The sequence below is a fragment of the Roseomonas sp. AR75 genome (assembly GCF_005222815.1).
In the GTDB taxonomy this organism is placed as follows: domain Bacteria; phylum Pseudomonadota; class Alphaproteobacteria; order Acetobacterales; family Acetobacteraceae; genus Falsiroseomonas.
In genome coordinates, this window is the sequence record NZ_STGB01000001.1 from 208,292 (window position 1) to 234,738 (window position 26,447).

Here is a 26,447-nt window from a genome sequence, read left to right on the forward strand (position 1 = left end):
GCGCCGATGCGCAGCACGAGGTCATTGCCTCGGGCGCTGACCGCCAGGTCTCCGACGAGGATGCCGGAAGCAAGTTCGACCGCGTCCGATCCGCCGCTGTCGGAGACCACGGCGCTGCCCTGGCCTGCGGCGAAGCGGAAGATGTCGTTGGCCAGGCCGCCAGCCAGGCTGTCGGCGCCGGTGCCGCCGTCGAGCGTGTCGTTCCCCTCGCCGCCCAGGAGACTGTCTGAGCCGGCACCACCCGTCAGGCTATCGCTTCCGGCCCGGCCATCGACAGTGTCATCGCCGCCCGCCGCATCGAGGATGTCCCCGGTGTCGCTGCCGTACAGCGTCTGCGCCGCATCGGTCCCGAGATTGGCGCGCGCAAGAAGATCGGCCGAGCTCCAGGATGTGCCGTCCTCGAACAGGATCTGTTCGATCACATTCGTGGCGTTGCTCAGCGCACCGAGCACTTCAACGCGGTCTTCGCCTGCGCCGATGCGCAGGATGACGTCGCTGCCGCCCCGCAGCGTGACGGTCACATCATCTGGCACGATGCCCGCGGCAAAGACGATCCGATCGTTCCCGCCGCGATCGGTGATCCGGTCGTCGCCGTCGCCCGGTGCGAAGCTGTAGGTGTCGTCGCCCTCCGCGTCGGTGATCGTGTCACGGCCGCTACCGCCGGCGTACAGGTCGGCTCCGGTCCCGCCATCGAGCGTGTCATGGCCCGCATCGCCGAACAGTTGGTCGGCGCCGTCGGCACCCTGGAGGCTGTCCGAGCCCGCGCCGCCGCTCAGGCTGTCGTTGCCGGAGCCACCTGACAGCGTGTCGTTTCCGGTGCCGCCAGGCAGGGAGTCGGGGCCCGCTCCGCCGCCGACCAGGTCACCATCATTCGCGGCCAGGGCAAGAAGCTCGGCATGGCTCAGCGTGCTGCCATCCGCGAAGCGCAGTGTCTCGATACGGTTGTTGGCGTTGGTGATCGTGCCGGCGATGCGGATCGTGTCCTCGCTGCCGACGAAGCTCACGATCAGGTCCGTGTCGGTCGCCCGCACCCGCAGGTCGTCGCGGCTGATCCCCTCGCCGAACTCCACCACATCCGCCGGCGATTCGTTCGACCAGCCATTGTCCGAGATGACGTCCTGCCCGAAGCCGGCAGAGAAGCGATACAGGTCGCTCCGGTCGCCGCCGCTCAGCGAGTCCGTGCCCGTCCCGCCCGTCAGCGTGTCCGCGCCGTCATTGCCGAGGATCGTGTCGCTGCCCGCGCCGCCTTCGAGGACGTTGGCGTCGTAGCTGCCGAACAGGCGCTGGTCGGCCGCGGTCGGCGCCCAGGCCATCGCCGCCAGCTCCGCATGGCTCAGCGTGCTGCCATCGGCGAAGCGCAGCGTCTCGATGCGGTTGTTGGCGTTGGTGATCGTGCCGGCGATGCGGATCGTGTCCTCGCTGCCGACGAAGCTCACGATCAGGTCCGTGTCGGTCGCCCGCACCCGCAGATCGTCGCGGCTGATCCCCTCGCCGAACTCCACCACATCCGCCGGCGATTCGTTCGACCAGCCATTGTCCGAGATGACGTCCTGCCCGAAGCCGGCAGAGAAGCGATACAGGTCGCTGCGGTCGCCGCCGCTCAGCGAGTCCGTGCCCGTCCCGCCCGTCAGCGTGTCCGCGCCGTCATTGCCGAGGATCGTGTCGCTGCCCGCGCCGCCTTCGAGGACGTTGGCGTCGTAGCTGCCGAACAGGCGTTGGTCGGCCGCGGTCGGCGCCCAGGCCATCGCCGCCAGCTCCGCATGGCTCAGCGTGCTGCCATCGGCGAAGCGCAGTGTCTCGATGCGGTTGTTGGCGTTGGTGATCGTGCCGGCGATGCGGATCGTGTCCTCGCTGCCGACGAAGCTCACGATCAGGTCCGTGTCGGTCGCCCGCACCCGCAGGTCGTCGCGGCTGACCCCCTCGCCGAACTCCACCACGTCCGCCGGCGATTCGTTCGACCAGCCATTGTCCGAGACGACGTCCTGCCCGAAGCCGGCAGAGAAGCGATACAGGTCGCTCCGGTCGCCGCCGCTCAGCGAGTCCGTGCCCGTTCCGCCCGTCAGCGTGTCCGCGCCGTCATTGCCGAGGATCGTGTCGCTGCCCCAGCCACCGACGAGGGCCTCGGCCGCGCCCGTGCCGGCGATGGTCTGCCCGATGGCCGCGGAGAAAGGTGCCCCGTTGAAGTTGCCGAGCGAAAGCGCGGAAAGGCTCACGCCCTGCAGCCGGATCAGCAGCCGGCCCGCATCGAAGTCGTAGACACCCTCGTCCATGAAGTAGACGTAGGTGTCGGCACCCTCCTGCTGCGCGACGACCTCTCCGGACAGGCCGCTGGCAAGGCGGATGTCGAGCCTGTCGCCGAGATCGCCGGTTTCGAAGCCGGTGATGGTGACAAGGCCCGCCGCATCGCTCGCGAGGGGCACGAAGAACTCGAAGATGTCGACGGCACCCGGCGTGCCGGTCAGCGTGCGGGGCTGGCTGTCGGAACCGACGCCGCTGCTGCCACCGCCCTCGCCGCCGCCCTCGTCGTCCAAGCCGCCGGCATGCTGGCGGGCGAACAGCGGGTCGGTGAAGGGATCGGTGTCCGGCACGCTCGGATGGAGCAGCCGCTGCGCCTCGTCCTCGGTGACGAGCAGGCCGGCCAGGTCACTCGCGGTCAGCGTCGCCCCATCGCTGAAGGCGACGCTCTCGATCGGCACGAAGGGGAAGGCGAACTGGTCACGCACCAGCACCTGGTCGTCGCTACCGACGAAGCGCAGCAGGAGATCGTTGCCGGCTCGCACGGCAACCATCGCCGCGGCCTCGAGGCCCGCGCCGAAGCGGATCGTATCGCTGGAGGACGCGAAGCTGCCGGCTTCGACGATCTCGTCGCGTCCGCCGCCCGCATTGAAGACGTAGATGGTGTTGCCGCGCCCACCGGCGAGGCGGTCATTGCCCGCATCGCCGTCGAGAACCGCATCGAGGGCAAGCTGGGTGCCGAAATCGATGCTGTCGTCCCCGACCCCACCGGTCCCCGCCCGCGCGAGTATCTCGGTGAGCGACCAGGTGGTGCCATTTGCGAAGAGGAACTCCTCGATCTGCCCGTCGCGCCCTGTCACGACGAACATGTCGCGGATGGTGATGCGGTCATCGCCGCCGCCGACGCCGATAACGAGGTCTCGCGGACCGGCGGAAATGATCCGGATGTCGGACGGCACGATCCCGGCGGCAAAACGTACCCGATCAACGACGCCGTCCGCGGCAAGCTCGACATCGGCGATCGTGTCCTGCCCATCGCCGAGCGCAAAGAAGTAGGTGTCGCCGCCGCTGTGGCCCTGGAGCAGGTCGTGCCCCCGCCCGCCGGTGAGGATGTCCGCACCGCGACCGGTCTCGAGCCAGTCATTCCCGTCGAGACCGAACACCTCGGTACCCGCGCCACCCCCTGCGACCGTCGCTGCCGCGGGCACGATCACGTGGTCATCGCCGCTGGTCGCCGGGATCGCGCGCGAAATCGCGGCGATGGAAAGCGTGCGCCCGTCCGCAAAGGCGAGCGTGCCGACGATCGCATCCGGATCGCCTGTCGGGTCCACAAGCGCCAGCCGGTCGTCGCCGCCGGCGATCGTCAGGATGAGGTTCCCCTCGGCATCGCGCTTGAAGGCAACGTCCTCCAGGACAATGCCGCTGCCGAAGCGGATCACGCCGAAGCCGTCGGCGGCGCCGCGCGTCTCGATGCGGTCCTGCCCGTCGCCGCGCGCGAAGGCGTAGACATCGTTGCCGACGCCGTCGATGACCCGATCGTTCCCCAAGCCTGGACGATAGCCCTCGTCTCCTCCCGTCCCGATCAGGACGTCATCCAGGTCCGAGCCGACCGCATTGACCAGGTCGAGCAGCGTGTCGCGTGTCCAGGTCGTGCCGTTGGAGAATTCGACGGCGTCGATCGCGGCGTTGCGGATGATGAGCGTGTCATCGCTGTCGATGAAGGTCACCAGCAGATCGTCGCGCCCCGCCGCGATCCGCTCGACACGGACCTCGTCGGGCCGGTAGCCGATCATCTGGAGGCGATCGAAGCCCTGCTCGTCCTCGATGACGTCCTGGCCGTCGCCGCGGGTGAAGCGGTAGAGGTCATTGCCGCGCGCGCCGCGCAGCTGGTCGTCGCCGCGGCCGCCCTCGAGCGTGTCGGCCCGGTCGCTGCCGCGCGCCACGTCGTCCCCGGCGCCGAGCTGCGCGTCGATCCACGCCTGGACGAGTTCGGCCACGCCCCACGACACGCCATCGCCGAACGCGATCGTCGGGACCGCCCCCGATCCGAGCGCGCCGGCGATCACCATCTGATCGCCGGTGACGAAGGTGACGACGAGATCATCGCTCGCGCCATCGGCGAGCCGGGTCTTGACGGTGTTGCTCGGCGTGTCCGGCGCGAGGATGGTGGCGGTGGTCGCGCCGGCGGCCATCTCGAACCGATCGATCCCGTCCCCGGTCCTGACGACGACCACGCCGCCCTGGGAGAGCGTGACAAGGTCGTGCTGGGCGCCGGGCACCAGGTTCAGTCCTGCGACAAAGTCGCCGGTGTCGAGGTTGTCCTGGCTTGCGTTCGAGCGGGCCGAGCGGATGATCTCGCGCACGGCTGCAATGGACAGGGTGGTGCCGTCGTCGAAGACGAACTCCTCGACCGCCCTCGCGCGATAGCCGCCGATCACGGCGATCCGCTCTCCGGTGCCGGCGAGTGTGGCGAGGAGGTCGCCACCGATCGCCTCGAAGGTGACGAGGTCCGAGGTGACACCCGGACCGAACACCAGGCGGTCGCTGCCGCTGGTATCGACGATGCTGTCGGTGCCGTCGCCATAGCCGAAGCGGTAGGTATCGTTGCCGCCGCCGCCGACAAGCGCGTCCGATCCGCCGCCGCCCCAGATCGTGTCGTTCCGCCCATCCAGCCCGAGGAGCTGCTCGTCCCCTCCGCTGCCGGTCAGCATCCGGTCGATGATCTCGTCGAGCGTCAGGACCGTCGCATCCGCGAAGCGGAAGGCCTCGACGCCGGTGCCGGCGAGACCGTCAACGATGGTGAGTACGTCCGAGCCATTGCCGAGATCGATGACGAGGTCGTCGCCGTCGCGCCCGATCCTCATCACGTCGCGCGTGACCGTGGCCCCGAACTGGACCATGTCGATCACGCCCGGTGCGTCTGGGCGCTCGATGATCCTGTCGAAGTCGTAGTCCGCGCCGAAGGCATAGATGTCCGCCAGGTTGCCGCCGATGAGCGTGTCGTCGCCCTGGCGCCCGTCGAGTGTGTTGGGCCTGTCGAGACCACCGGTGACGACGTTGTCGCCGCGGTTTCCGCCTTCGATCTGGAGTGCCTCCTCGACGTCCGAGATCAGCAGGAAGCCGCCATCGGCGAACTCGAAGCGCTCGACGCCGCTGTCCGTATCGAGGAACTGGTTGCGGATACGCAAGGTGTCGACGCGGTCGGCGACCGAGACGACGAGGTCGTTCCCGTCCCGCGTGAAGATGACGTTGGCCTGCGTGATGTCGTCGCCGAAGCGGACCACGTCGTCCTTGGGCACGACAATGCCGCGCCGGTCGCTCCAGGCGGCGCGGGCACGCACGTCGCTGATCGTGTCCTGGCCGTAGCCGACGTCGAACAGGTAGGTGTCGCCCCCATCCTTGCCGACGAGAAGGTCGTCGCCACCGCGGCTGTCGAGCGTCTCGGCGAAGTGCGACCCGATGATGGTCTCGCCGGCATTGGTGCCGACGAGGTCGATGTCCTCCGGATTGAAGTCGGTATAGGCCAGCGTCCGGTCGCCGAACTGGAACAGCTCGACCGCGTGCTGCTGCTGGCCCTCCCGCACATACTGGTTCTCGAGCACGATGCGGTCGCCCGTGCCGCGGATCGTCATGATGAGGTCGAGTGCGGTCCGGGAGAACTCGATGTCGCCCGAGAGCAGGTTCCGGAACTCGATCCGGTCGTCGCCTTCCGTGTCGAAGACGGTGTCCGTCCCGTAGCCGGCTGAGAAGACGTAGGTGTCGCCCGCGCTCATGCCTTCGAGACGGTCGTCGCCGGCGCCGCCGTCGATCCGGTCGGCGATCGTCTCGAAGCCGTAGATGGTGTCGTCGGCATCCGTCCTGGCGATGTCGACGTAGTGCTGCAGCAGCTTCAGGTGGTTCCAGACGGTGCCGTCCGCGTATTCGATCGTCTCGATCAGGTTCAAATAGCCAACGAGGAGGATCTCCTCGAGGAAGTCTGTCAGCACCAGCTGGTCGTCGGTCCCGGCGACCTGCAGGCGCAGGGTGTCGCTGCTGCCGTCGCGGAGGAACTCGATGTCGGTCCAGCGCAGGTCGTCCGTCAGCTTCAGGATGTCGAGCTTCGGACCGAACAGCGAGGAACTGAAGTCGCTGTCCAGCACGACATCCGATCCGTAGTCGCGCCCGTAGACATAGGTGTCGACGCCCTCGCGGCCTGTCAGGAAGTCGTCGCCGCGGCCGCCATCCAGGGTGTTGTCGTTGAGCATGCCGTAGATCGCGTCGTCGCCGTCCGTCCTGGCATTGGCGATCACGCGCTCCACGATCGTCGCGTAGTCGAGCGTCGAGCCCTTCTCGAAGATGATCTTCTCGATCAGGTTGGGCGCGATGAAGTCCAGCCCGTCATCGGCGCCGATCAGCTCGCTGAAGGCGCCGAGGTTCAGGCGCACACCGCCGAACTGCCCGACGAGCTCGAGGCTGTCGCCGGTCGGGTTGCCCTCCGCGTCGAGGATGGTGATGACGAGGTTCTCGCTGGCCCCGTCGCGTGTCAGCCGGACGGTGTCCTCTGTGATGTCCCCGCGGAACATCAGGAAGTCCATGCCGGCCTGGATCGGGCCGAAGGAGAAATTGCCGAGGTCGTCGATCACGTCCCGACCGTCGCCGGGCTGGTAGATGTAGGTGTCGCCGCCGGCGCCGCCGCTGAGATAGTCGTTCCCGCGCCCGCTGAAGAAGATGTCGCCCGAGCCCGAGCCGTAATGGGCGTCCGCCTCGTCCATGGCGGCGCGTTCGAAATCGACCACCGCGAAGGCCATGCGGTAGCGGTTCCAGACCACGCCGTCCGCGAAAACGATGTCGTCGACGCCGGTCTGCAGGCGCGTGCCGTTGTCCAGGATGGGGTTCAGCTCGCCGAGGAACTGGTTGACGATGCGGATGAAGTGCGCGCCGGAATCATAGAAGAGGATCAGGTCCTCGCCGTCGCGCACCGCCCTCACCTGATCCGAGTCGATCAGGGCGAAGCGGAGCTGATCCGTGTCGCCGAGATCGAGGTCGTAGATGTGGTCGTCGCCGCTGTCGGCGCCCACGTAGTAGATGTCCGCCTGGACGTCGCGATTGAATTCCTGCGCCCCGGGCTCATAGCTGCCGATGACCGTCTGGTCGCCTTCCGACAGCACGAAGAAGTTCGCGCCTTCGTGGCCCCGCACGACCGTGTCGGTCGGCTGGTGCTCGACGATCTTGCGCTCCTCGATGCCGAAGGCATTCGCGATGGCGGGCAGGTCGAGATCGACGGGAACGCTCTCGTAGGCCGCCAGCAGCATCTGGAACACGAAGGGCTGGTCCACGCCGAGCTTCGTGTCGAAGATGTAGTCGGGATCGCGCGGGCTGTAGTCGGGATATACCTGGGAGAGGATGAGCGCCCAGGCGGAGAAGTAATCCTGCACCGCGTCATCCTGGTTCGTCGGCGGTGCGCCCTCGAAGATCGCCTGGAACATCGGGGCGAGCTCGTGCTCCCCGGTCGGGCGATACTTGTCAGTCTCGACGTCATAGGCCAGCTCGCGGGCGAACTCGGAAAGCCCGCCCTGCAGCGCCATCCGCACCGCGAGGCGGCTGGCGGCGAGCAGGTATTGCGTCATCGAGAGTCCAACCATCTCGATCATCGGCTCGATGACCGAGCGGTACTCGTCCGCCGACTGGGAATAGCTCCCGCCCTCGACGACGCGGTAGTCGATGAGGCCGGTAGTACCGTCGAGCCTCGCGGTCAGCATCTCCGGTCGGAAGTCGAGGCCGGCCAGGCTGGTGGCAAAGTGGAACTGGCCCGGCGTCAGAAGCTCGACGCGATAGGCACTGTCGTCACTCGTGCCGACTTCGTCCAGCGTGTCGAAGTCGAGCGCATAGTTGCGCAGGTTGAATTCACGGGAATCACCGGTCTTGGACTGAAGCTCCAGGGCGCGATCCAGGTTGCGCGCCCAGACAAAGAAGCTGCCGTCCTGGTCGGTGACCTCGACCGAGTAATCAACCGTGATGCCGTCGGTGATGCGGACCGCGATGACATCAACGGGGAGATCGGCGTACGGATTGAATCCGATCTCCTCGGTGCGCCATTCCTGCCCGGCGGCGCGCGTTTGGGCGAGGATGTCGGCGACCGTCGGGGCAGGGATCGTGTTGCCGTCCGCGTCGAGGATGGCGCGACCGCTGGCCAGGCGCCAGCTGCCATCCGTATCCCGGATGCCGTAGTCGTCGATCACCGCGCGGCCATCGGCGACATGCATGAGATAGGGTGCCGGCTCGCGAAACTGCAACTCGCTGCCGCGGCTGGCCGGCGACCAGGCCTGCTCGAGCTGCCAGTGCTGTCCGCTGGCAGCGGCCTGCCCCAGCACCTGCTCGAGGGTCGGGCGGGCGATGGCGTTGCCCTCCGCGTCCCGGATCGGCGCACCGCTCGCGAGCGTCCAGAACCCGCCTGCCATGTCCTCGACGTAGATGCCGCGATCCGCCAGGGTCACCGTGCTGTCGTCCGCATGCGCGAGCAGCACCGGCATCAGTTCGCGCGTCGTCTCCAGCGTCTGGCCCCAGTAGGACAGGACCGGACCCGCCTGCTTGCGGAGTTGGAGGAAGTCAGGCTCGGTCATCGTCGCGGCCGTGTCGGCCAGGATCTCACCGAGCTCGATGTCGTTCGCGGCGGCCACGGCAAGGTTGGTGACGGAACCGATGCCCTTGGCGTCGATCTTCAGGTTGGCCTGCCATGGCGCCCGGCCCGCCTCGCCAGCGAAGCGGCTGTAGCTTTCGACCGTCTCGAAGATCGCCTCGTACATGCGGCGCGTGGCACCGCTGGCGAGTTCGATCTCGCTCGTGCCGATCAGCCGCGCGCCCTGGGGGGTGACGATGTCGAGCGCCTGGGCGTCCAGGCGGATCGACACGATGCCCAGGGAGTCGAGGGTCAGCAACTCGCCCGCATCCGTGATGCCGTCGCCGTTCCGGTCTCGCCAGACGAGCAGCTCCGACCAGATCGCATCGGCCGCCGAGATCCGCCCGTCGCCGTTGCCGCCGTTCTCGGCGGCATCATGCCGCGCGAGATGCTGGTAGCCGCCCTCGAACTGGTTGCCGAACATCTCGCCGATGTTGTCGATGCGATCGTTGGCGTTGAGATCGCGGACGAGGAAGCCGTCGTCGCGCGCGACCCAGCCCGTGAGTGTCGAGAACAGGTCGTTGTCGAAGTCGAAGAAGACCTGGCCGTCATCGACGGCACGCGTCTCCAGCCCGTCGCCATCGAGGTCGATGACCAGCGGGTCTGCGCCGGCGGCCCAATCCATGTTCTTGGCAAGGCGCACGGCCGCGCCACCCAGCCATGCGGCCGAATCGACAAGCGCGATCTTCTCGTAGACCTGCAGCACCATGCCGATCGCCGGCGTCAGCTTGATCAGCTCCGCGGCCGCGCCGAGGCCGCCCATGATCACCCCGAAGATGCTGGGGAAGTTGAACAGCATCCCGAAGCTGCCGGTGTCGTTGGCAAGGCTCCGCGTGAAGGTGCTGAGGCCGCTCAGCTCGTCGAAGAACAGCCCATCGCCCAGGCCGAAATTGCCGGCCTCGAAGTCGAAGTTGCGGATCACCTGCACGCCGGTCAGGGAGCTCCGGCCGTCGCCGAAATCCTGTTGGGTGGGCAGGGCCTGGCCGCCTGTCGCGAGACGGAACAGCAGGTCGGTCTGGTTTATGATCGCCATCTTGACCCGGCCGTTCTGGTCGGCCGTTTCGGTCACCAGGTAGACGATGTTGGGCAGCCAGGTGTCGAAGTAGGTCTTCAGCAGTCCGAAGGTGGAGCCCATGACCGCGACGGAGAAGAAGCTGAAGCCGCTCTGGATCGCGCCGGATATCGCGCCGGTGGGCCCGGCGAGCGCCCAGGCGACGGATGTGGCGCTTGCATCGCCGCCGGTCAGCGGCACCCCGTAGAAGGACAGGATGTCGTTCTTCTGCGGGTCGAGGATGGTCGTGCCGGGTGCGAACCAGAAATGGTCCGCGTTCTCGCTGGTGTCGGGAACGGCGGTGACGGTTCCGTTCTCGTCGACGAGCGTGCCGTTGACGAGGTCGCCGTAGAGTTGACCCCCCTCGCTGGCGTTGATGATCACGTCGCGGCCGAGACCGCCCGCGGTGACGACCGCCTGCCCGTCCGTGACGATGATGATGTCGTTGCCTTCGCCCGCGTCGAGGGTGAGGTCGCCATCGGGGACGTTGGTGACGTAGAAGACGTCGTCGCCCTTGTTGCCCTTGATCTCGCCGCTACCGGAATGGCTGCTTTCGTCGCTGCTGTCGAGGACGAAGCGGTCGTCCTTGTCGGTCAGCTCGACGTTGTCGACGCCCTTGAACCGGACCTTGTCGCTGGGGACAAGGAACTCTTCGGCCAGCAGGAGGCCGTTCACCGCCAGTGGCTGGCCGGCGTAGAGAAGGCTGGTGGCGCCATACAGGAAGCCGGAGCCCGGGATCGCGGTCTGGATGTAGCCATTGCGGTAGAAGACGCCCTGGTCCTCGAAGAAGAGCAGGTCGCGCGTGCCGAAGCGCAGCGTGTCGCCGTCGCCACCGGCGCCAGTCGGCCCGCCCAGATCGATGACGAGCGGTTCACGGAACAGGTCGAACTGGTTCTCCTTCCGGATGAGGACGTCGTCGGCGCCGTCGCCGAGCCGCAGCTCCTCCACGCCGAAGACGATGTCGTCGAGCGGATCGCCGCCGGAATTCACCCCCTGGACCTGCACCTGCACGGTGTTCTGGTCGATCAGGCCGAAGCCCTCGTCGGCGATGTCCGGGGAGATGATGATGGTCAGCACATTGCCGACCGCACTGCCCTGGTAGGTCAGCGTGTCGTTGCCGTCGCCACCGATCAGCAGGTTCCTACCGCCGCCGCCGGTGATGGTGTCGGCGCCGCTGCCGGCATTGATCACGTCGATGCCGTCGCCGGCATCGATGCTGTCCCCGCCGCCGGAGCCGAAGATCAGGTCGTTGCCCGTCGTGCCGAGGATCGTCTCGTCCAGCGCTCCACCGACGAACAGGTCAACGCGGGCGGCATTGCCGGTGCCGCCGGCTGGCCCGTAGCTGCGCTCGGGCAGCATGATCGACGTGACGTCGTCGCGCGTCCGCATGTGATAGCGGTCGAAGATGTCCGCGTTGTCGGCCTGCCAGCCGACCTTGGCGATGTCCTCGAGCGTGCGCAGCCCGGTCCAGCGCAGCAGCGTGTCGGTCCAGTCTTCATCGGTCTGGGCGAAGTAGGTGTCGCGGAACTTCTGGATGTTGAGGGGCTTGATGCCCGGGCCCAGCAGGTCTTCCCAGAGATGCGTCGACGCGTCGAGGGCGAGGATCTGCTCGTCGTCCGAGAGGTCTAGGATGCCGCGCCTGGCTTCGGCATTCCCCTCGATGTCCCTGATCGCAAGGGCGCCGGCGAACTGGACGAGAAGGTCGGCCAGCGTCTGCTTGACGTCCTTGAAGACCTGGATCCCGGCAAGCCCGATGCTCACCTCGAACTGGACGTATTTGCCGAAGAAGGTGGCCGGACTTCCGCCCACGACCGCGCCGAGTTGATCCGCGTCGCCGAACATGGACCAGATCGCCGTGTCGCCAAAGGGTCGCTCTCCGCTGTCGAGCGCCGAGTAGGCGATGGCGGACTGCAGGACAGTGGCGAAGGCGCCGGTCGGCCCGACCAGGCTCGCCGGAATCGTGAGCGTGTCGGCGATGGCTGCATCGAAATACGCGTTCCACAGCTGCTTGCCGATCGGCTGCCAATCGGTGCGGGCATTGTCCCGCGCCCAGATCAGGTCGACCAGCAGCGCCATCGAGTGCAGCGTCACCGGGCTGCGCAGGCCGCCGAAGGATGGGATGCTGCCGTCGAGCGAGAGCCGCAGTGCGCTCAGCACCTCGCCCTCGGTGGACAGCACGCTGATTCCGGCGTCGGAGGCGGGCCAGCGATCCTGGCCCTGGAAGTAGCGATCCAGCAGCGTCTGGTCGAACTGCGCCTGCACATAGAGGCTGAGAAGCGCTGCGCTGTACGGCATGTGGTCGAACAGCAGCCCGGCGCGGTTGTAGGTCTCGGCCACCAGGCCAGCGAGGCCGCCGCCGAGAGAGTGGCCAGTGGTGGAGATGCTTGCGGCGCGCAGGTCCGCGCCAGGCCCGGCCGCCGCGATGTACAGGTCGAGGGCAAGCGCGGCCTGTCCTGCGGTTCCGCCAGCGAAGACGCTCCAGCCATTGACGATGTCACGCCAGCCGGCTGACCCGAGGCCTTCCGGGTCGGACGAGAAATCGAAATTCGTGCCGCGGTAGGAGATCGCGATATCGGTGCCGATCGAGGTCGCGCCGGTGTCGTACGCGACGCCGTGGAAACCCTGGCTCTTCCACGTGTCGAAGATCGCGTCCGTCAGGCCGAGGTCGGTGTCCCGTGACAGGATCCGCGCGTCGCCGACATGGGTCCCGCTGAGCTTTACGACCTGTTCGTAGTCCCTGTTGTAAGTATCCAGGGCCAGAATGGCGAGATACAGGTCGCGACCGATGGCCATGTACGAACGCCTCCCTGTACCGGCACGCCAGCGCAACTGCCGGCAAGGCGGCCGCGCATCGATGCTCGGACGGTCGCGACCGACGGGTCGCTCACCGATACGCCCGCCGGCGAAAGCGGACGTTGCGTATCAAACCCCAGATCGCGACTGTAATTGTTCGTGACAGGACCGGTCAACGAAGCTCTGGAACAGTCGGCGAACGCACCGGCTTGACATCCGTGACCAGCCAGCGTCACCGTCCCCAGGCATCCGATCCTGTGGCGCGCAGAGGCCATCGACGGGCTTCATGACCGTACTGTCGCGTCTCGCCGCCACGCAGCCGTACGGGCAACGCCGATGAACGCGGGCACGAACGATTCCGCCGAGGGCTCCGCTGCCGCCGGCGCCGCGGCGACGCAGCAACTGGACCCCGAAGTGGCGCGCAAGATCGCCCAGGTTCGCTCGGCCGTGCGCGAGAACTTCGGCAAGGCGGTGATGGCGATGATGATGCTGCCGCGCTACCGCTCGCAGATGCTGGCTGACCTGCAGCACCTTGTGCTCGATCCGATGCTGCGCGACCGCCTGGCCATCGCCTACCCGCCGAAATCCGAGGCCGCGCCCGAGCCCGACATGGCCGGCTTCGCGATCTGGGCGAGCGTGTCCGAAGAGGTCGATGCGCGCATCCGCGAGCAGGTGAAAGCCGGCGCCTTTCCGGTGCGGCTGAAGGGCGAGGACTGGACCAGCGGCCCGATCAACTGGCTGCTGGACGTCGTCGCGACCGACAAGGCCACCACGGCGGCGGTGATCGCCAGCTTCCGTCAGGTGGCGAAGTCGGGTGAGTTGCGGCTCCATCCGCTGATCACGCGGCTGGTCGAACCCGAACTCCTGGAGAAGATGGGGGCGCGCAAGACCGAGCCGCCCGTCGAGCCCGGCTGAGCTTCATCGCAGCCGCGGAACGGCAGGCAGTGCGTCAGCGGATCGGCGCGCGCCGCAGCGCTTTCTTGCAGCCCTTGGCAGCCCTAGTTCGCGCCGCGCGTCTTCTGCGGATCGCGCGGCGCTGAGCCATCATCCCCGACCAGCCGCGCAAGGTAGGATGCGTGGTCCGAAAGGGCCGCGACCTGCTCGCTTGTCTCGCGCTCATTCATCGCGATGTAGCCGGCGAGGTCGGCGCCGGAGGCTGCATCGACCATCGGGTGATGGCCCGTAGGACGCAGCCCCTGGCCCCACATCACCTGCAGCCAGCTCGGCACGTCGAAGAGCTCCATGTTCTGCCGCACGATCCGGCCCGAGGTGCGGAACATCGCCAGCTTTTCCTGCAGGCTGTCGGGGATCGCCATGGCCCGGCAGTAGCGCCAGAACTCCGTGCCGTCCCGCTCCGTGACGTGATAGTGCAGGATCAGGAAGTCGCGGACGGCGGTGAATTCCCAGTCGAGCTGCCGGTTGAACTCCCGCACCAGGGTGGGGTCGCAGTGCCGATCCGGGAACAGCGACAGAAGGCGTGCGATCCCGGCCTGGATCAGGTGGATGCTCGTCGACTCGAGCGGCTCCAGAAAGCCACTGGCAAGCCCCAGCGCGATGCAGTTCTTCTTCCAGATCTCCCGCCGTTTTCCGGTGACGAAGCGCAAGGGGCGCGGATCGGCGAGCCGGTCGCCGGGGAGGTTTGCCAGCAGCACACGATGGGCCTCGTCGTCGCTGGTGAAGCTGCTGGAATAGACATGTCCATTGCCCGTGCGATGACGCAGCGGGATGTGCCACTGCCAGCCCGCCTCGCGCGCGGTCGAGCGGGTGAAGGGTTCGAGCTTGCCGTCGCCAGTGGAAGGCACGGCCAGGGCGCGGTCGCATGGCAGCCAGTGCGACCAGTCCTCGAACCCGGACGCCAGAGCCTGTTCGATGATCAGCCCGCGGAACCCCGAGCAGTCGATGAAGAGGTCGCCTTCGAGTTGCCCACCATCGGCCAGGTCCAGCCCGCAAACAAAGCCGCTCTCGCCGTCGAGACGGACATTGACGATCTTTCCTTCGCGGCGGATCACGCCGCGTACCTCGGCGTAGCTGCGTAGGAATGCGGCGTAGCGCGTCGCGTCGAAATGATAGGCCGAGGCAGGTAACCGCGCCGCGAACCTGCCGGCGGGCACGCCGAACCGGCGCTCCCGCGCCGCCATGGTGTTCGCGCTGAACCGGTCGAGGGGCAGCGTGCCGCCCTCCCGGCGGTAGCGCAGCCAGTAATGATGGAACGGCACCAGCCCGATGGCCCGGCCGAGCTCGCCGAAGCCGTGGAAATAGCGCAGGCCGTCGCGTCGCCAGCCGACGAACTCGATGCCGAGCTTGAATGTGCCCATGGTCTCGCGCAGGAATGCGCGCTCGTCGAGGCCGAGGCCGGCGTTGAACAGCCGGATCTGCGGGATCGTCGCCTCGCCGACACCGACGATGCCGATCTCCTCCGACTCGACGAGGCTGATCGAAAGGCGCGCGCCGAAATACTGGGACAGTGCCGCCGCCGCCATCCAGCCGGCCGAGCCGCCCCCGGCAATCACCACCCGCATCGCTTCACGCATCGCTGTCCGCTCGATTGACCAGAACCATGCCGCAGGGGCACGCGAGGCACGACATCGAGCTTGCGCCGTCGAACCGAACTCGACAACCTTGCCCGCCATGGCCTTCGCGATCGCGCCGTCCCTGACGATCGACGTTGTTCCCGTGGGAACCTCGCGCGAGCCGGTGCTGGTGATCGATGGCGTGGCGGAGGGCGCCCACGCGCTGCGCGGCGCCGCCTGCGCCGTACGGCCCTGGCAGGCGATGCCCCCAGGCAGCTTTCCGGGCCTCCGTGCGGGGCTGCCGGCGGCCTATGCACGGGCTCTGATCGCGCGCCTGCACGGCCCCATCGTGAACCGGCTGCTCGGCGGCGGCATAATGAAGGTCGCGCGCTTCGAGTGCAGCTTCTCGATGGTGACGCTCTCGCCCGCCGAACTCACGCCGCTGCAGCGTGTGCCGCATATCGATGTCGCGCGGCCGGACAGGGTGGCGATCATGCACTTCCTGTGCGAAGCGCCATTCGACGGCACGGCCTTCTATCGCCAGGCCGAGACCGGCCTCGAGCAGGTCGGCCCGGAGACGCGCGAGCGCTACATCGCCGCCCGCACGGCAGGCCTGGCGAGGCTGCGGCCCGAAGACGGGTATCCCGGCGCCGACGTCCCCGGTTATGTCCGCACCGCGACGATCCCGGCGCGGTTCAACCGCGTGCTCGTCTACCGCAGTTGCACCCTCCATAGCGGCGTGATCGAGGATCCGTCACTGCTGTCGTCCGATCCGGCGCGAGGCCGCCTCGTCGCAACCTTCTTCGTCGACTACGCTCCGGCTTGAGTGCGCGTGCGGAGCCGCAGCGGCCTTGCCAGGCGGTGGACGCGCTCCTCGGACCCCTCGTTGATCCAGAAGCGCTCGTCGAGGCCGCGGGTGAACTCCCGGGCGTCCTGCTTGGCGCGGTGGCGGCGGGCACGCAGCAGCTCGCCCGGGCGCTGGCCTCCGGCGTGCTGAAGGGCGACGAGCTCCGCTCCACCCTCGAGGCCATGCCGCTGCTGGCCGACGGACTGCCGCGCGAGCTCGGCGTCTCGATCGGCGAACTGTGCGAGTTCGGCTCCGAGAACATGGGAGGCGTTGTGAGCCCGCTGCGCGCTCAGTGCCGAGCCGCCCGGCAGGTCCTGCACCAAATCGGCATAGGTGACGATCGCGACCATGCCGCCTGCGCGCTTGCCAGGCACTACAGTCGCTGCATCCTGCCGCTACGCGACCGATGATGCCCCGCGGCGAGCGAGGAGGTCCGCGTACAGCGTGCGCAGCCGCTCCGCGCTAAGCGCGGTGACGACGGCAGGTCGGGGATTCTCCTTCTCCACCTTCGCAAAATCCGCGGCCAGCTCGAGCAAGGCGCCAAGTGCCTGTTTCAGCCGCGCCTCCGCCTCGCGCCGCGCTGCCGCCGACTGCGGTACGGAAAGGAAGCGCGAAAGCATCAGCGCGCGCGTGACCGCGGCGAAACCGCTCAGGTAGAGGCGGCAATGCCGCATATGCTCGCGCAGCGCCGCCAGCGCCTCCGGCCTCAGCCCCGTCGGAGGATCATCCAACGCGGCGGCCGACCGGCCGTGCGTGGCGAGCGCCGCATCGCGCTCGGCGAGCACGGCATCCAGCGCTTCCTGCGTCGGCGCAAGCGCGTCCGTCTTGCTCGGGTCCCAGTCGGCCAGGCTGTTCTTCTCCTCGGCTAGCCACCAGGCATGGTCGAAGCCGACCGGGAATGTGCTGCTGTCGTTCAGCACGCAGCCGCGCGCGTAGAGCGTGCCCGCCACCGCATCCCAACTGGCGCCGAGCAGCGCCTCCGCCCATACGCCGCAAGCGGCGCGGATGCCTGGCGTGTCGGCCTCGAGCATGCCCGCGCGCGCCATCCACTCCGCGTAGACGTCGTGCGCCGAGGTCCCGGGGTCGCGGCCCAGCGCGGCGCCGGCGTGGAGGTTGGCGAGGTTGGGCGTATGGAAGCAGCTATGGCTGTCCAGGCTTTCCCAGTCGGTGCGGAAGACCAGCCCCTCAACCCCGGCGGCGCGGGCGCGATCAAGCCGGCCGCGCCAATCCTCGATCAGGATGGCAGGCGCGATTCCCCAGCCGAAATACTGGCCCATGCAGTCGAATTCCAGCCATTGCCGGCGGTCACCGACGCGGCCGAGGCGAGGATTGTCGGGAAAGCTCGGGTAGTAGTCGTGCGGCGTGTTCTTCAGGCTGACGGCGATATCGGCCGGCATCGCCTCGAACGCCGCAGCCAGGTCCTCCTGCGCGCGCTTGCTGAAGACGAAGTCGCGGATCACGAGCGACTTGCCAGCGGCGCGGATCGGTCGGTGCATCGCGCCGATCAGCCGGCCATACCAGCCCCGCGGCGTCGACTCGGCGCAAAGCTTGCAGCGGCAGCGGTTGGCGGTGATGGACAGCCGGCTTTCGCCCGTGCCCGGCGCGGTGATCACGCCGGCGAGCCCAGGCAGCTCCTGGAACAGCTCCGTGTACTTCGCCTCGACGAAGTCGAACCAGAAGGGCTCGTTAGGGCAGAGCGTGCCGCCCTTGGTCAGCTCGGGACGCAATTCGAGGAAGATCTCGTGGAAGAAGAGTTCCTTGTTCTGGAACCAGACCTGCGTGCCCTGCCGTGCCGCGAGTTCGACGATGCGGCGGAGATACTCGCGGCGATGATAGGGGCCGCTGCGTCGCGTCGGCGTGTATTCGTACAGCGTGCGGAAGCTGTCCCGGTAGCGTTCGAAGATGTTCGCCGCCTGTGGCGCGGCGCCGAAGTAGCGGCCCGGCCAGATGATCCGGTCCACGATGTCGTTCCGGTGCAGGACGAGGGCGGTCATGCCCTGCTCTGCGATGAAGTCCAGCGAGCGCCGCACCCGGTCGAAGTCCCAGACGAAGCGGCTGTGCATCTCCAGCGCGCGGATCGCGAAGGCAGGCTCGCTCACGTGGCGGCGGCCTGCTGCGCCAGCCGCCGCGCGACGTCGTCGGCGAGCGAGCGAAGGCGCCTTTCGTCCAGCAGCCAGTAGACGACATGGAAGAAGGCGGTGCCGGCCAGGCGCTGCGCCACCTCGTCGCAGAAGGCCCGCATCGGCGGCAGCGTCGCGAGCGCCGCTTCCCTGTCCGCGGCGCTGCCTGTGGCCTCCGCCCGCCGCGTGAGGAAGACCGTCCGCGCGCAATGCTCGAAGCCCTCCACCCAGAGCCGGTAGAGATCGAGCATGGTGTCGAGTTCCGCCGCCATGGTCGATGGCAGGCCGAGCGTGCCGGCATCCAGCAGGGCGGGCAGGCGGCGCATCGCCTCCACCGCCTCGCGCTTCTCCGCGAGGATGATGGCGACGTTGCCCTCGGTCGGGTCGAGGAGGCGGGAGGCGCCGGGCTCCCACTCGTCGCGGCCGTGGATGTCCACCAGCATCGCGAAGGCCTTGTCCAGCGTATCGGGATACTGGTCGTCCTCGTGGAAAAGATGGCCGCGCACATAGGCGGCCTTCTCCATCACGGACCAGGAGGCCTGCATGAAGCGCCGGAGCCTTGGCGCGGCGTCGGGTGCTGTCGCCGGCACCGGCGGCGCGTTCTCGGATGCGCTGCGCAGCGGCGAGAGCATGCCGTGCGACGCCCAGGCGCCGTAGACCTCGCCGAGGTCGCGCTCGATCCGCTCAGACAGCATCGCACCGGCGATGACATTCAGCAGGTTGGGGCTGTTGAACGCGCCGGCATCGGTGATCACTTCCCAATCGGTGCGCAAGGAGATGCCTTCGACGCCCTTCGCAAGGCATTCGCGCATGCGGCGCTGCATATCCTCCACCACGCTGACGGGGAAGACGCCGAGGCCGAAGAACTGGCCCCAGGTGTCGAACTCCACCCATTGCGGATGCGCGCCGCAATGCCCGATGCGCGGGTTGGTGGGGAAGGTGGGGTAGTAGTCGTGCGGCGTGTTCTTCAGGCTGATGACGATGTCGGAGCAGACCCGGCCCGCGGCCTCGATCATGCGGCTCTGCTGGTCGGCGGTGTAGGAGAAGTCGCGCACAGCGAGGATGCGGCCCTTCTCCGCGATGGGCCTGTGCATGGCCCCGAGCAGCCGCGCATACCACTCGACCGGGTCGATCTCCGCGGCATGCGTCGCGATCGAGACCTTGCTCTCCCGCGTGCCCGGGCTGACGATGATGCCGGCAAGCCCGGGCACGGCCTCCAGCAGTTCCCGATACTTCGCTTCCAGGAAATCCCACCAGAAGGAGCTGGCGGGGTCGACCATGCCGTCCGGCCGGCGCAGCTCTGGCACCAGCTCCAGGAGCTGATCGACGAAGCTGATCTCCTTCACCTCGAGAAAGAAGTCTATCCCCCGGGCGGCGCAGGCGCGGGCGACCGTGTTGATGTAGTGCCGGTTCTGGTGGATCGAGTGCAGGCGCACGGGATTGCGCTTCCACATGAGCGCGTCGGGGAACCACTTCTCCGGGAAGACCAGGTGCTCGACGATGTCGTTCTGGTGGAAGATCAGCGCGTTCAGGTCGAACTTCGTCATCAGGTCGAGCGCGCGCTCCACCTGCGCCCATTGCCACATGCGATGGGAATGGAATTCGAGGCCGCGCAGGCGGAAATCGGACACGCTTGCTCGTTCCTGGGGTGCCGGCGCGGCGCTCAGCGCGTCTGTCTGCGCACGACGTCGATGATGCCGGTCTCGGTGATGGTCCGCAGCTGCCGAGCCTGGTCCTCCACCCATTTCCGCTGAAACGGGGCGGCGTCGAGATAGGCGGGTTGCAGGCCGTATTCGCGGACCGAGGCCTGCGCGGAAGGCGACTGCAGCAGCTCGCCGAACGCCGTGTCCAGCCGGCGGATCACCTCGTCCGGCATGCCGCGCGGCGCGCCGACGCCCTGCCAGAGCGTCACGACGATGTCATAGCCGTACTCGCGCGCGGTCGGGATGTCGCGTAGCGCCGGATCCTCCAGCCGCTTCTCAGCGAAGGCGCAGAGCACCCGGACCGAGCCGTCGCGGATATAGGTCCGCAGGTCCACGGGATTGTTGGAGATGGCCTTGATGTGCCCGCCGAGCAGGGCCGTGATCAGCGGGCCACCGCCAGGATAGTTCACCGCTTCCATCTGCAGGTTGGCGAGCAGCCGCAGCTTCTCCGGCCCGATATGGGACGTGTTGCCGTAGCCGGTGATGCCATACATCAGGTCGCCGGGATGCGCCCGCGCCCAGTCCACCAGCTCCGGCAGCGTACGCCAGGGTGCGTCGGACTTCACTGCGAGTACGAACGGAATCTCGCCAACCTGCGCGATCGCCTGCAGGTCGGTGGCGTAGTTGTGCCGCGCATGTCCGTAGAGCGGCTGGAACACCATGCCGCTGTTCGTCATGCCGATGGTGTAGCCGTCGGGCCGCGCCTGTACGAGTTCGTTAAGGCCGATCATGGCGCCGGCGCCCGGGCGGTTCTCCACAACGATGGACTGGCCGAGCTTCTGCCCTGCCTCGCGCGCAAGGAAGCGGCCGATGATGTCGGTGCTGCCGCCGGGTGCGAAAGGCACGATCAGGCGCATCGGCCGGCTCGGAAAGGCCTGGGCCGCCGCACCCCGGGTGAGGGCCTGCATGGCCGCCGCCGCAGTGGCGGCCTGGATGGCCTGGCGACGTGTTGTCATGGCGGACGTCCTCCTTGCCTCTTATGGCGTTGTGCAGCCAGCCTGCAGATTAATTGCAGACCGCTGATAACTTTGCGCAGGTTGCGCGGCGCAGAGTTGCACTGTCAAGCGCCCATGCACTGCGCGGATGCTTGCCGATGAGCCACGTATGTGCAAAGTCACGACTGCAAAATTTGCAGGACCCGATGCCCTCTGCTGGAGCCCGCGCCACCTCCGCCGTCGTTGCCCGTCGCGCGGGCGTCTCGGTCGCCGCCGTCTCGCGCGCCTTCACGCCGGGCGCTACAATCGCGCCGCAGACCCGCCAGCGCGTGCTCGCCGCCGCCAGCGATCTCGGCTACGTGCCGCGTACGCTGCTGCGCGTTGCGGTGGATGCGCCGCCCAGCATCGGCATCGTCATGGGCGACATGACCAACCCCTTCTTCGCGGAGGTGCTGGGTCGCCTGACGCTCGGGCTGCGCGCGCGCGGCTATGGCGTGCAGGTGCAATGCGCGCCGCGCGGCACCGATGTCGATGCGGTGATCCCCGACCTTTTCCGCGTGCCGCTCGCCGGCGTGCTGATGGGCTCCGCGACACTCTCGCCCGGGCTCAAGCGAGTATGCCGCGAGCGCAAGGTTCCGGTGGTGCTGCTGAACCGCGCGGTGCCGACGGCGGGCGTCAGCATGGTCGGTTGCGACAACCATGCCGGCGGGATGCGTGTGGCCGAACTGTTCCTGAGGACGCAGCGGCGGCGCATCGCCTTCATGGCCGGCCGGCCGGAGATTGCCTCCGGCATCGAGCGCGCCCGCGGCTTCCGGGATGCGCTCGCCGCAGCCGGCCGCACCCTCCATGCCACCGAGGCCGGCAGCTTCGAGTACGGCGCGGGCTACGAGGCTGCGCGCCGGCTGTTCGCGCCTCCCGAGCATCCGGATGCGGTGTTCTGCGCCAACGACATGATGGCGATCGCGCTGCTGGACCATCTTCGGCACGAGCGCGGCCTGCGCGTGCCGGAGGATGTCTCCGTTGTTGGCTTCGACGACATCGCCATGGCGTCCTGGCCGACATATCGCCTGACCACGATCCGGCAGCGGACGGATACGATGACCGAGGAGGCGATCGACCTCCTCGTTCGCCTTGGCACGGCGCCGGAGAGCGCTGGCATCAGCCGTCTCGTCTCCGGCGAGTTGATCCAGCGCGCGACTACTCTGCCCGAGGATGGAGGAACGCACCGTGGCGCCTGAGCGCAGCTCCGCCCTGCCTTTCCGCGGCCTGGAGCTGCACGGCCAGGGCATCTGGCGGCGCGACCGCGTCACCCGCGCCCTGGACTTCATGCAGGCGCACGGCCTCAACGCACTGGTGCTGCACGAGAGCGACCTGGTGCACCATGTCGTCTATCCCCGGCGCTACTTCGATCCGCATGCGCTGTGGCGCGACGTACCGAGCCGGCGCGGCGAGAATGCGATCTTCAACAACCGGGCCTATCTCCACTCCCTCCTCGCCATGGCCGGCGCGGCCGGCGTCGAGACCTGGGTGAATGTCAAGGAGATCGGCTTCTCCGACGAGGTGCTGGCGCTGTGGCCGGAGCTGTTCAAGGGCGGCGCAATCTGCCCGAGCGAGCCGTTCTGGTCGGACTACATCGCCGCCAAGACCGACGAGTTGCTCGGCGACTTTCCAGCCCTCGCCGGCATCATCGTCAGCTTCGGTTCGCAGGAAAGCCGAGCGTCGCGCGTGCAGCACCGCTGCCGCTGCGATCTCTGTGCCGCGCAGACGCTCGAGGATTGGTATGGTGGCATCATCGCGGCGATGCATGGGCCGGTGGCGCGGCGCGGCAAGCGGCTGGCGGTGCGGGACTTCGCCTACAAGCCGGAGGACCATGCGCCCCTGATCGCCGCCATGCGCAAGGCGCCGGGCGATGTCGTCTTCAGCATCAAGGCGATGCCGCATGATTTCTACATCACCTTCCCCGACAACCCCGCGCTGGGCGCGCTGCGGGAGCGAGAGCAATGGGTGGAGTATGACTGCCTGGGCCAGTTCTTCGGTTGGGGCATCATGCCCTGCCTGGTGCTCGACGATCTCGCAGCACGCCTGCCGCGCTGGCGTGCGAAAGGCGCGGGCGGGGCCATCCTGCGCATCGAGTGGGAGCGCATCAACGACCTCGATGCGCTGGACAACCTCGCGGCCCTCAACCTCATGGCGGGTGCGGCGCTGATCGGGGGCGATGCATCCTTGGAGGCGGAGGAACTCTGCCGCCGCTGGCTGCGCGCTGAGGGCCATGTTGAGAGCGGCGCGGCCTGGCTGGCGGACGTGCTGAGGGCGACACTGCCCGTGGTGCGCGGCACGGTCTACACGGATGGCTTCGTCACTGCCGACAACAGCATGCTGCCGCGCAGCGTCGCGCGCGCCTGGTGGGGCGCCGAGGTGCGCGATAGCCTCGCCTGCTGGGTGCCGGAGCGCGTGGAGGATCTCCGCCTCGACCGATCGCGTCTGGCGGAATTGCTGGCGGAGAAGGACAGGGCGCTGGCCGCGACGCGGCTCTTGGCGGCGCGCGTTGAGGAGGGGGCGCCCGGCCTTGATGTCCGGCTGCATGCGGCTATCCGTGCGGCCTTCCGCTATTTCGAGCCCTGGGTCGAAGGCCATTGTCTCGCTGCGCGGGTCTGTCTTCTCGCGCGGTTCGTTGCGCAGCAGGGCGAGGCGGCAGGGGCGGAGGGTCGCGCGGAATTGCGACAGGCGGTGCATGCGTTGGAAGCTTGCGCCGCGCGCCTTGCGCCGCTCTCCGACGATCCCACGGTTCCGCACCAGGTCGTCATGCTTCTGGACCATCGCCGCGCCCGCGACACCGCAGCCGAGGGAGCCGTCCTGGCGGGCGTTGCGTCGGGGGGATGACCGCGGCACCACGGACCCAGGTGAGTTCGTGCTCGCCCCGCAGCCGCGGGATCCACCGCCGCCCCAGCATTCGACCTCGATAGCGCCCGCGCCCGCCGGCACGATCCGTGGCTCCGGCCTTGTAAGCAATCTGCGACAGCGCGGCGAGCGTGCCGGCTTCGTGGAAGCGCACCGAAGGCCGGATGGCCGGCAAGGCGAGAGCGGCACCGGCTGCCTGGGCGAGCTTCGCCAGCGCCGGCTCCGGCGTGCGCCCCGGCGCCATCGACCCGACACAGGAGGTGGCCTCGCACCCCGGCCGTACCTCCGCGAACCTCGGCACGTCGGGTGCGAGCGGCAAGCGGCGGGGGTTGGTAAGCCGCCCAGTATAGCTCATCCAAGTCGCCAGGTTCGGAGAGAGGCTGGAGCGAGCCATGTCTGGGCTTCGTCCCGCTGGCGCATCCGCCAGCCCGCGCGCGAAGCCCGCGGAAAACCTGCGCCCCGCGACGCCGGCCCGCCTTACGGGAGAAGGTTCGTATCGGGAGAAGGTGGCGTCCCGTACGGGATTCGAACCCGTGTTACCAACGTGAAAGGCTGGTGTCCTAGGCCTCTAGACGAACGGGACCTCGGCATCCGTGACGCATCGCAGCTTGGCGGCCCGACATCCTCGGCTCATCAGCCCTTCGTCGGGGCTGAGGCGAGGAACGCGGCTGCGGCTGCGACGCTGGCGACAGCGGAAGCGGGGGGTGCATAGCTTCTGAAGGCGCGCCGCGCTAGCCCCCCGGCGCGGCGCGATGCGCGCCGGATGCGGCGCCTCGGCCAGGCACGGCGCGTCAGGCTTCCCGGCGGAAATACACCGCGAAGACGGCGGCGCCGAGCACCCGTCCGTCCTCGCTGCCGAACTGCTTCGGCGATGCCGAATCGGGCGTATCGATGGTGAGGACGTTGGAGCGGGCGCGCAGCAGGCTGACCGGAAAGTTCATGATGAGGATGCGGCGATGCGTGACGAAGAAGGACCCGGTGCGCACGCCGTTCAGATAGATGAAGACGTTCTGGCCCGGCAGGCCCGGCGGGCGCTTGAACACGTCGAGCTCGACCATCAGGTCTGCCATGCCGGTGCGGCTGCGGCCGGTCTCGTCGAAGTCGAAGGTGATCTCGCCCCAGCGGCCCATCTGCCAGATGAACCCGTCCTCTGGCGGGGCGAACCCCTCGATGATCACGCCCGCATCCGCCCAGGCCCGCACGTCGAGGACATCCTGGAAATTCTTCAAGGCCCAACGCTCCGCTGCAAAGGAAGTACGATCCCGGTGAGATGACAGGTTGTTTCCTTGCAACCCGCGGGTTCGTCAACCCGCCTTGCGCGCAAGGAATGCCTGTTGTGCAACTGTCATGCGCGCGCGGCGAACACGCGGCCAAGTGCGGTGCGCGAATCTGCGGCAAGGAGGGAGCCTGCGATGAAGGGTGCCATGCGTCGCCGTCTGCTGCTTTCCGCGGCCAGCGCTGCCTTTGCGATACCGGCGCTGCGGCGTGCTGCGGGATCGCCGCGCCATGCGACGCTGCAGCGGCGCCATGTCGTCGGCTACCAGGGCTGGTTCGTCTGCCCGGACGAGCAGAATCGCGACGACTGGTTCCACTGGTTCCATCGTATGCAGGACGGCCAGCTTCGGCCGACCTTCGACATGCTGCCCGACACCTCGGAGCTGGAGCAGGGCGAAGGCTGCCCGACGCCGTGGACCGATCGTGCCGGCCGGCCGGTGCGGCTGTTCACGGCCCAGGATGCGCGCACGGTGCGGCGGCACTTCCGCTGGATGCGGGAATACGAGATCGACGGCGCGGCCGTGCAACGCTTCGTCTCCATCCTGTCGCATGCGCGACGGCGGGCGCAGGCGGACCGCATGCTGGCCCATGCGCGTGCCGCGGCAGAGGCGGAGGGACGGGCGATGTTCCTCATGTACGATCTCAGCGGCACGGATGACCAAGGCCTTCGAGCGCTTGTCGAGGATTGGCGGCGACTGGTGGAGGAGGGGCAGTTGCGCAGCCCGGCCCAGCAGTTCCACGGCGGGCGGCCCGTTCTCGGCCTCTGGGGCCTTGGTTTCCGCGACCGGCCCTTGACCCCGGAGGCAGTTCTGGAGGCGCTTTCGGCCTTGCGTGGCGTCGCGGGCGCCGAGGGTCTGAGCGTGGTGGCCGGCGTTCCGGCATTCTGGCGAACCGGCACGCGCGACGCTGACCCGTCTTTGCGCTGGCGGGAGGTGTATGCGTCGGTGCAGGTGCTGAGCCCCTGGACGGTGGGGCGGTATGCCGACGCGGCGGGCGCCGACACCTATCTGCGCCAGGTCCTGCGCCCGGACATGGCTGCGGCAGGCGCCGCGGGGCAGGAGATGCTGCCGGTGATCTTCCCCGGCTTCTCTTGGTCGAACGTGATGAAGGCGCGTCAACGGGAGGCTCGGCTGAACCAGATCGCCCGCCGCTGTGGCGGCTTCTATTGGCGCCAGGCGGCGAATGCCGTGAATGCAGGCGCCGGCATGCTCTACACCGCGATGTTCGACGAAGTCGACGAGGGCACGGCAATCTTCAAGCTGGTGCCGGATCGAGCAGGCCAGCCGGCCGAACCGGCCTTCGTCCCGCTCGATGCAGATGGCTGTGCGCTTCCGGCAGACTGGTATCTGCAACTGGCGCGCGGGATAACGCGTGGACTCCGGGGCGGGAGATTGCCTGCTCAGCCGGATATCTGATCCGAGGCGT

Annotated in this window: 12 protein-coding genes and 1 tRNA gene (1 of these 13 cut by a window edge); 6 read left to right on the forward strand and 7 right to left on the reverse strand. The window is 68.1% G+C overall.

Annotated elements, in window-relative coordinates; genetic code table 11:
- On the reverse strand, positions 1-12,770 hold the start of the coding sequence (locus E4T13_RS30155; protein WP_206030050.1) for a tandem-95 repeat protein. Its footprint begins 14,815 nt before the window's first position; the window shows 12,770 of its 27,585 coding nt (coding positions 1-12,770); it begins with the start codon at positions 12,768-12,770; the stop codon falls past the left edge of the window.
- 300 nt (positions 12,771-13,070) lie between these two features.
- On the opposite strand from E4T13_RS30155, the gene E4T13_RS00950 reads away from it, so the two are divergent.
- The gene (locus E4T13_RS00950; protein WP_137176370.1) at positions 13,071-13,649 is read left to right on the forward strand and encodes a toxin-activating lysine-acyltransferase; all 579 of its coding nucleotides are present in this window, start codon (positions 13,071-13,073) and stop codon (positions 13,647-13,649) included.
- A gap of 83 nt (positions 13,650-13,732) precedes the next feature.
- Here the strand turns inward: E4T13_RS00950 and E4T13_RS00955 are convergent, their stop codons facing one another.
- Positions 13,733-15,364, reverse strand: a complete 1,632-nt coding sequence (locus E4T13_RS00955; RefSeq protein WP_240790937.1) for a tryptophan halogenase family protein — start codon at positions 15,362-15,364, stop codon at positions 13,733-13,735.
- Here E4T13_RS00955 and E4T13_RS00960 point away from each other — a divergent pair.
- Together E4T13_RS00960 and E4T13_RS30365 are read left to right on the forward strand one after the other, a co-directional pair.
- Entirely contained in the window at positions 15,363-16,070 is a 708-nt protein-coding gene (locus E4T13_RS00960; protein WP_137176371.1) for a DUF6445 family protein, read from the forward strand. The two genes, E4T13_RS00955 and E4T13_RS00960, sit on opposite strands and share 2 nt — an antisense overlap.
- 164 nt (positions 16,071-16,234) lie before the next feature.
- A complete protein-coding gene (locus E4T13_RS30365; RefSeq protein ID WP_240791022.1) occupies positions 16,235-16,501 on the forward strand; it encodes a hypothetical protein in 267 nt (88 codons plus the stop codon).
- On the opposite strand, the gene E4T13_RS00970 is transcribed toward E4T13_RS30365, so the two are convergent.
- From E4T13_RS00970 to E4T13_RS00980, 3 genes are read right to left on the reverse strand one after another with little or no spacing between them, the layout of a single operon-like run.
- Positions 16,487-18,190 (reverse strand): hypothetical protein, encoded by a 1,704-nt coding sequence (locus E4T13_RS00970; protein ID WP_137176373.1) that lies wholly within the window; start codon positions 18,188-18,190, stop codon positions 16,487-16,489. The genes E4T13_RS30365 and E4T13_RS00970 overlap by 15 nt on opposite strands.
- On the reverse strand, positions 18,187-19,842 hold the full coding sequence (locus E4T13_RS00975; RefSeq protein ID WP_137176374.1) for a hypothetical protein: 1,656 nt from the start codon (positions 19,840-19,842) through the stop codon (positions 18,187-18,189). The genes E4T13_RS00970 and E4T13_RS00975 overlap by 4 nt, the downstream gene beginning before the upstream one ends.
- Before the next feature lie 32 nt (positions 19,843-19,874).
- Complete coding sequence (locus tag E4T13_RS00980; RefSeq protein ID WP_137176375.1) at positions 19,875-20,870, reverse strand: tripartite tricarboxylate transporter substrate binding protein; 996 nt, start codon at positions 20,868-20,870, stop codon at positions 19,875-19,877.
- Between the two features lie 185 nt (positions 20,871-21,055).
- Between E4T13_RS00980 and E4T13_RS00985 the strand changes: the two genes are divergently transcribed.
- Positions 21,056-22,087, forward strand: coding sequence for a LacI family DNA-binding transcriptional regulator (locus E4T13_RS00985; protein WP_170984728.1), 1,032 nt, complete (start codon positions 21,056-21,058; stop codon positions 22,085-22,087).
- Entirely contained in the window at positions 22,077-23,729 is a 1,653-nt protein-coding gene (locus E4T13_RS00990) for a hypothetical protein (protein WP_137176377.1), read from the forward strand. The genes E4T13_RS00985 and E4T13_RS00990 overlap by 11 nt, the downstream gene beginning before the upstream one ends.
- Positions 23,730-24,254: 525 nt before the next feature.
- Here E4T13_RS00990 and E4T13_RS01000 read toward each other — a convergent pair.
- Positions 24,255-24,330: transfer RNA gene (locus E4T13_RS01000), tRNA-Glu, on the reverse strand.
- Positions 24,331-24,538: 208 nt separating this feature from the next.
- Entirely contained in the window at positions 24,539-24,976 is a 438-nt protein-coding gene (locus E4T13_RS01005; RefSeq protein WP_137176379.1) for a hypothetical protein, read from the reverse strand.
- A 57-nt stretch (positions 24,977-25,033) separates the two neighbouring features.
- Between E4T13_RS01005 and E4T13_RS01010 the strand changes: the two genes are divergently transcribed.
- Positions 25,034-26,437, forward strand: coding sequence for a glycoside hydrolase family 71/99-like protein (locus E4T13_RS01010; RefSeq protein WP_137176380.1), 1,404 nt, complete (start codon positions 25,034-25,036; stop codon positions 26,435-26,437).
- Positions 26,438-26,447 lie beyond the last annotated feature (10 nt).

Excerpts from the sequence above, each read along its gene's own strand:
- E4T13_RS00980 (WP_137176375.1), bottom strand. The coding sequence starts at position 20,870 with ATGACAACACGTCGCCAGGCCATCCAGGCCGCCACTGCGGCGGCGGCC.
- E4T13_RS00960 (WP_137176371.1), top strand. The coding sequence starts at position 15,363 with ATGGCCTTCGCGATCGCGCCGTCCCTGACGATCGACGTTGTTCCCGTG.
- E4T13_RS00985 (WP_170984728.1), top strand. The coding sequence starts at position 21,056 with ATGCCCTCTGCTGGAGCCCGCGCCACCTCCGCCGTCGTTGCCCGTCGC.
- E4T13_RS00950 (WP_137176370.1), top strand. The coding sequence starts at position 13,071 with ATGAACGCGGGCACGAACGATTCCGCCGAGGGCTCCGCTGCCGCCGGC.
- E4T13_RS00955 (WP_240790937.1), bottom strand. The coding sequence starts at position 15,364 with ATGGCGGGCAAGGTTGTCGAGTTCGGTTCGACGGCGCAAGCTCGATGT.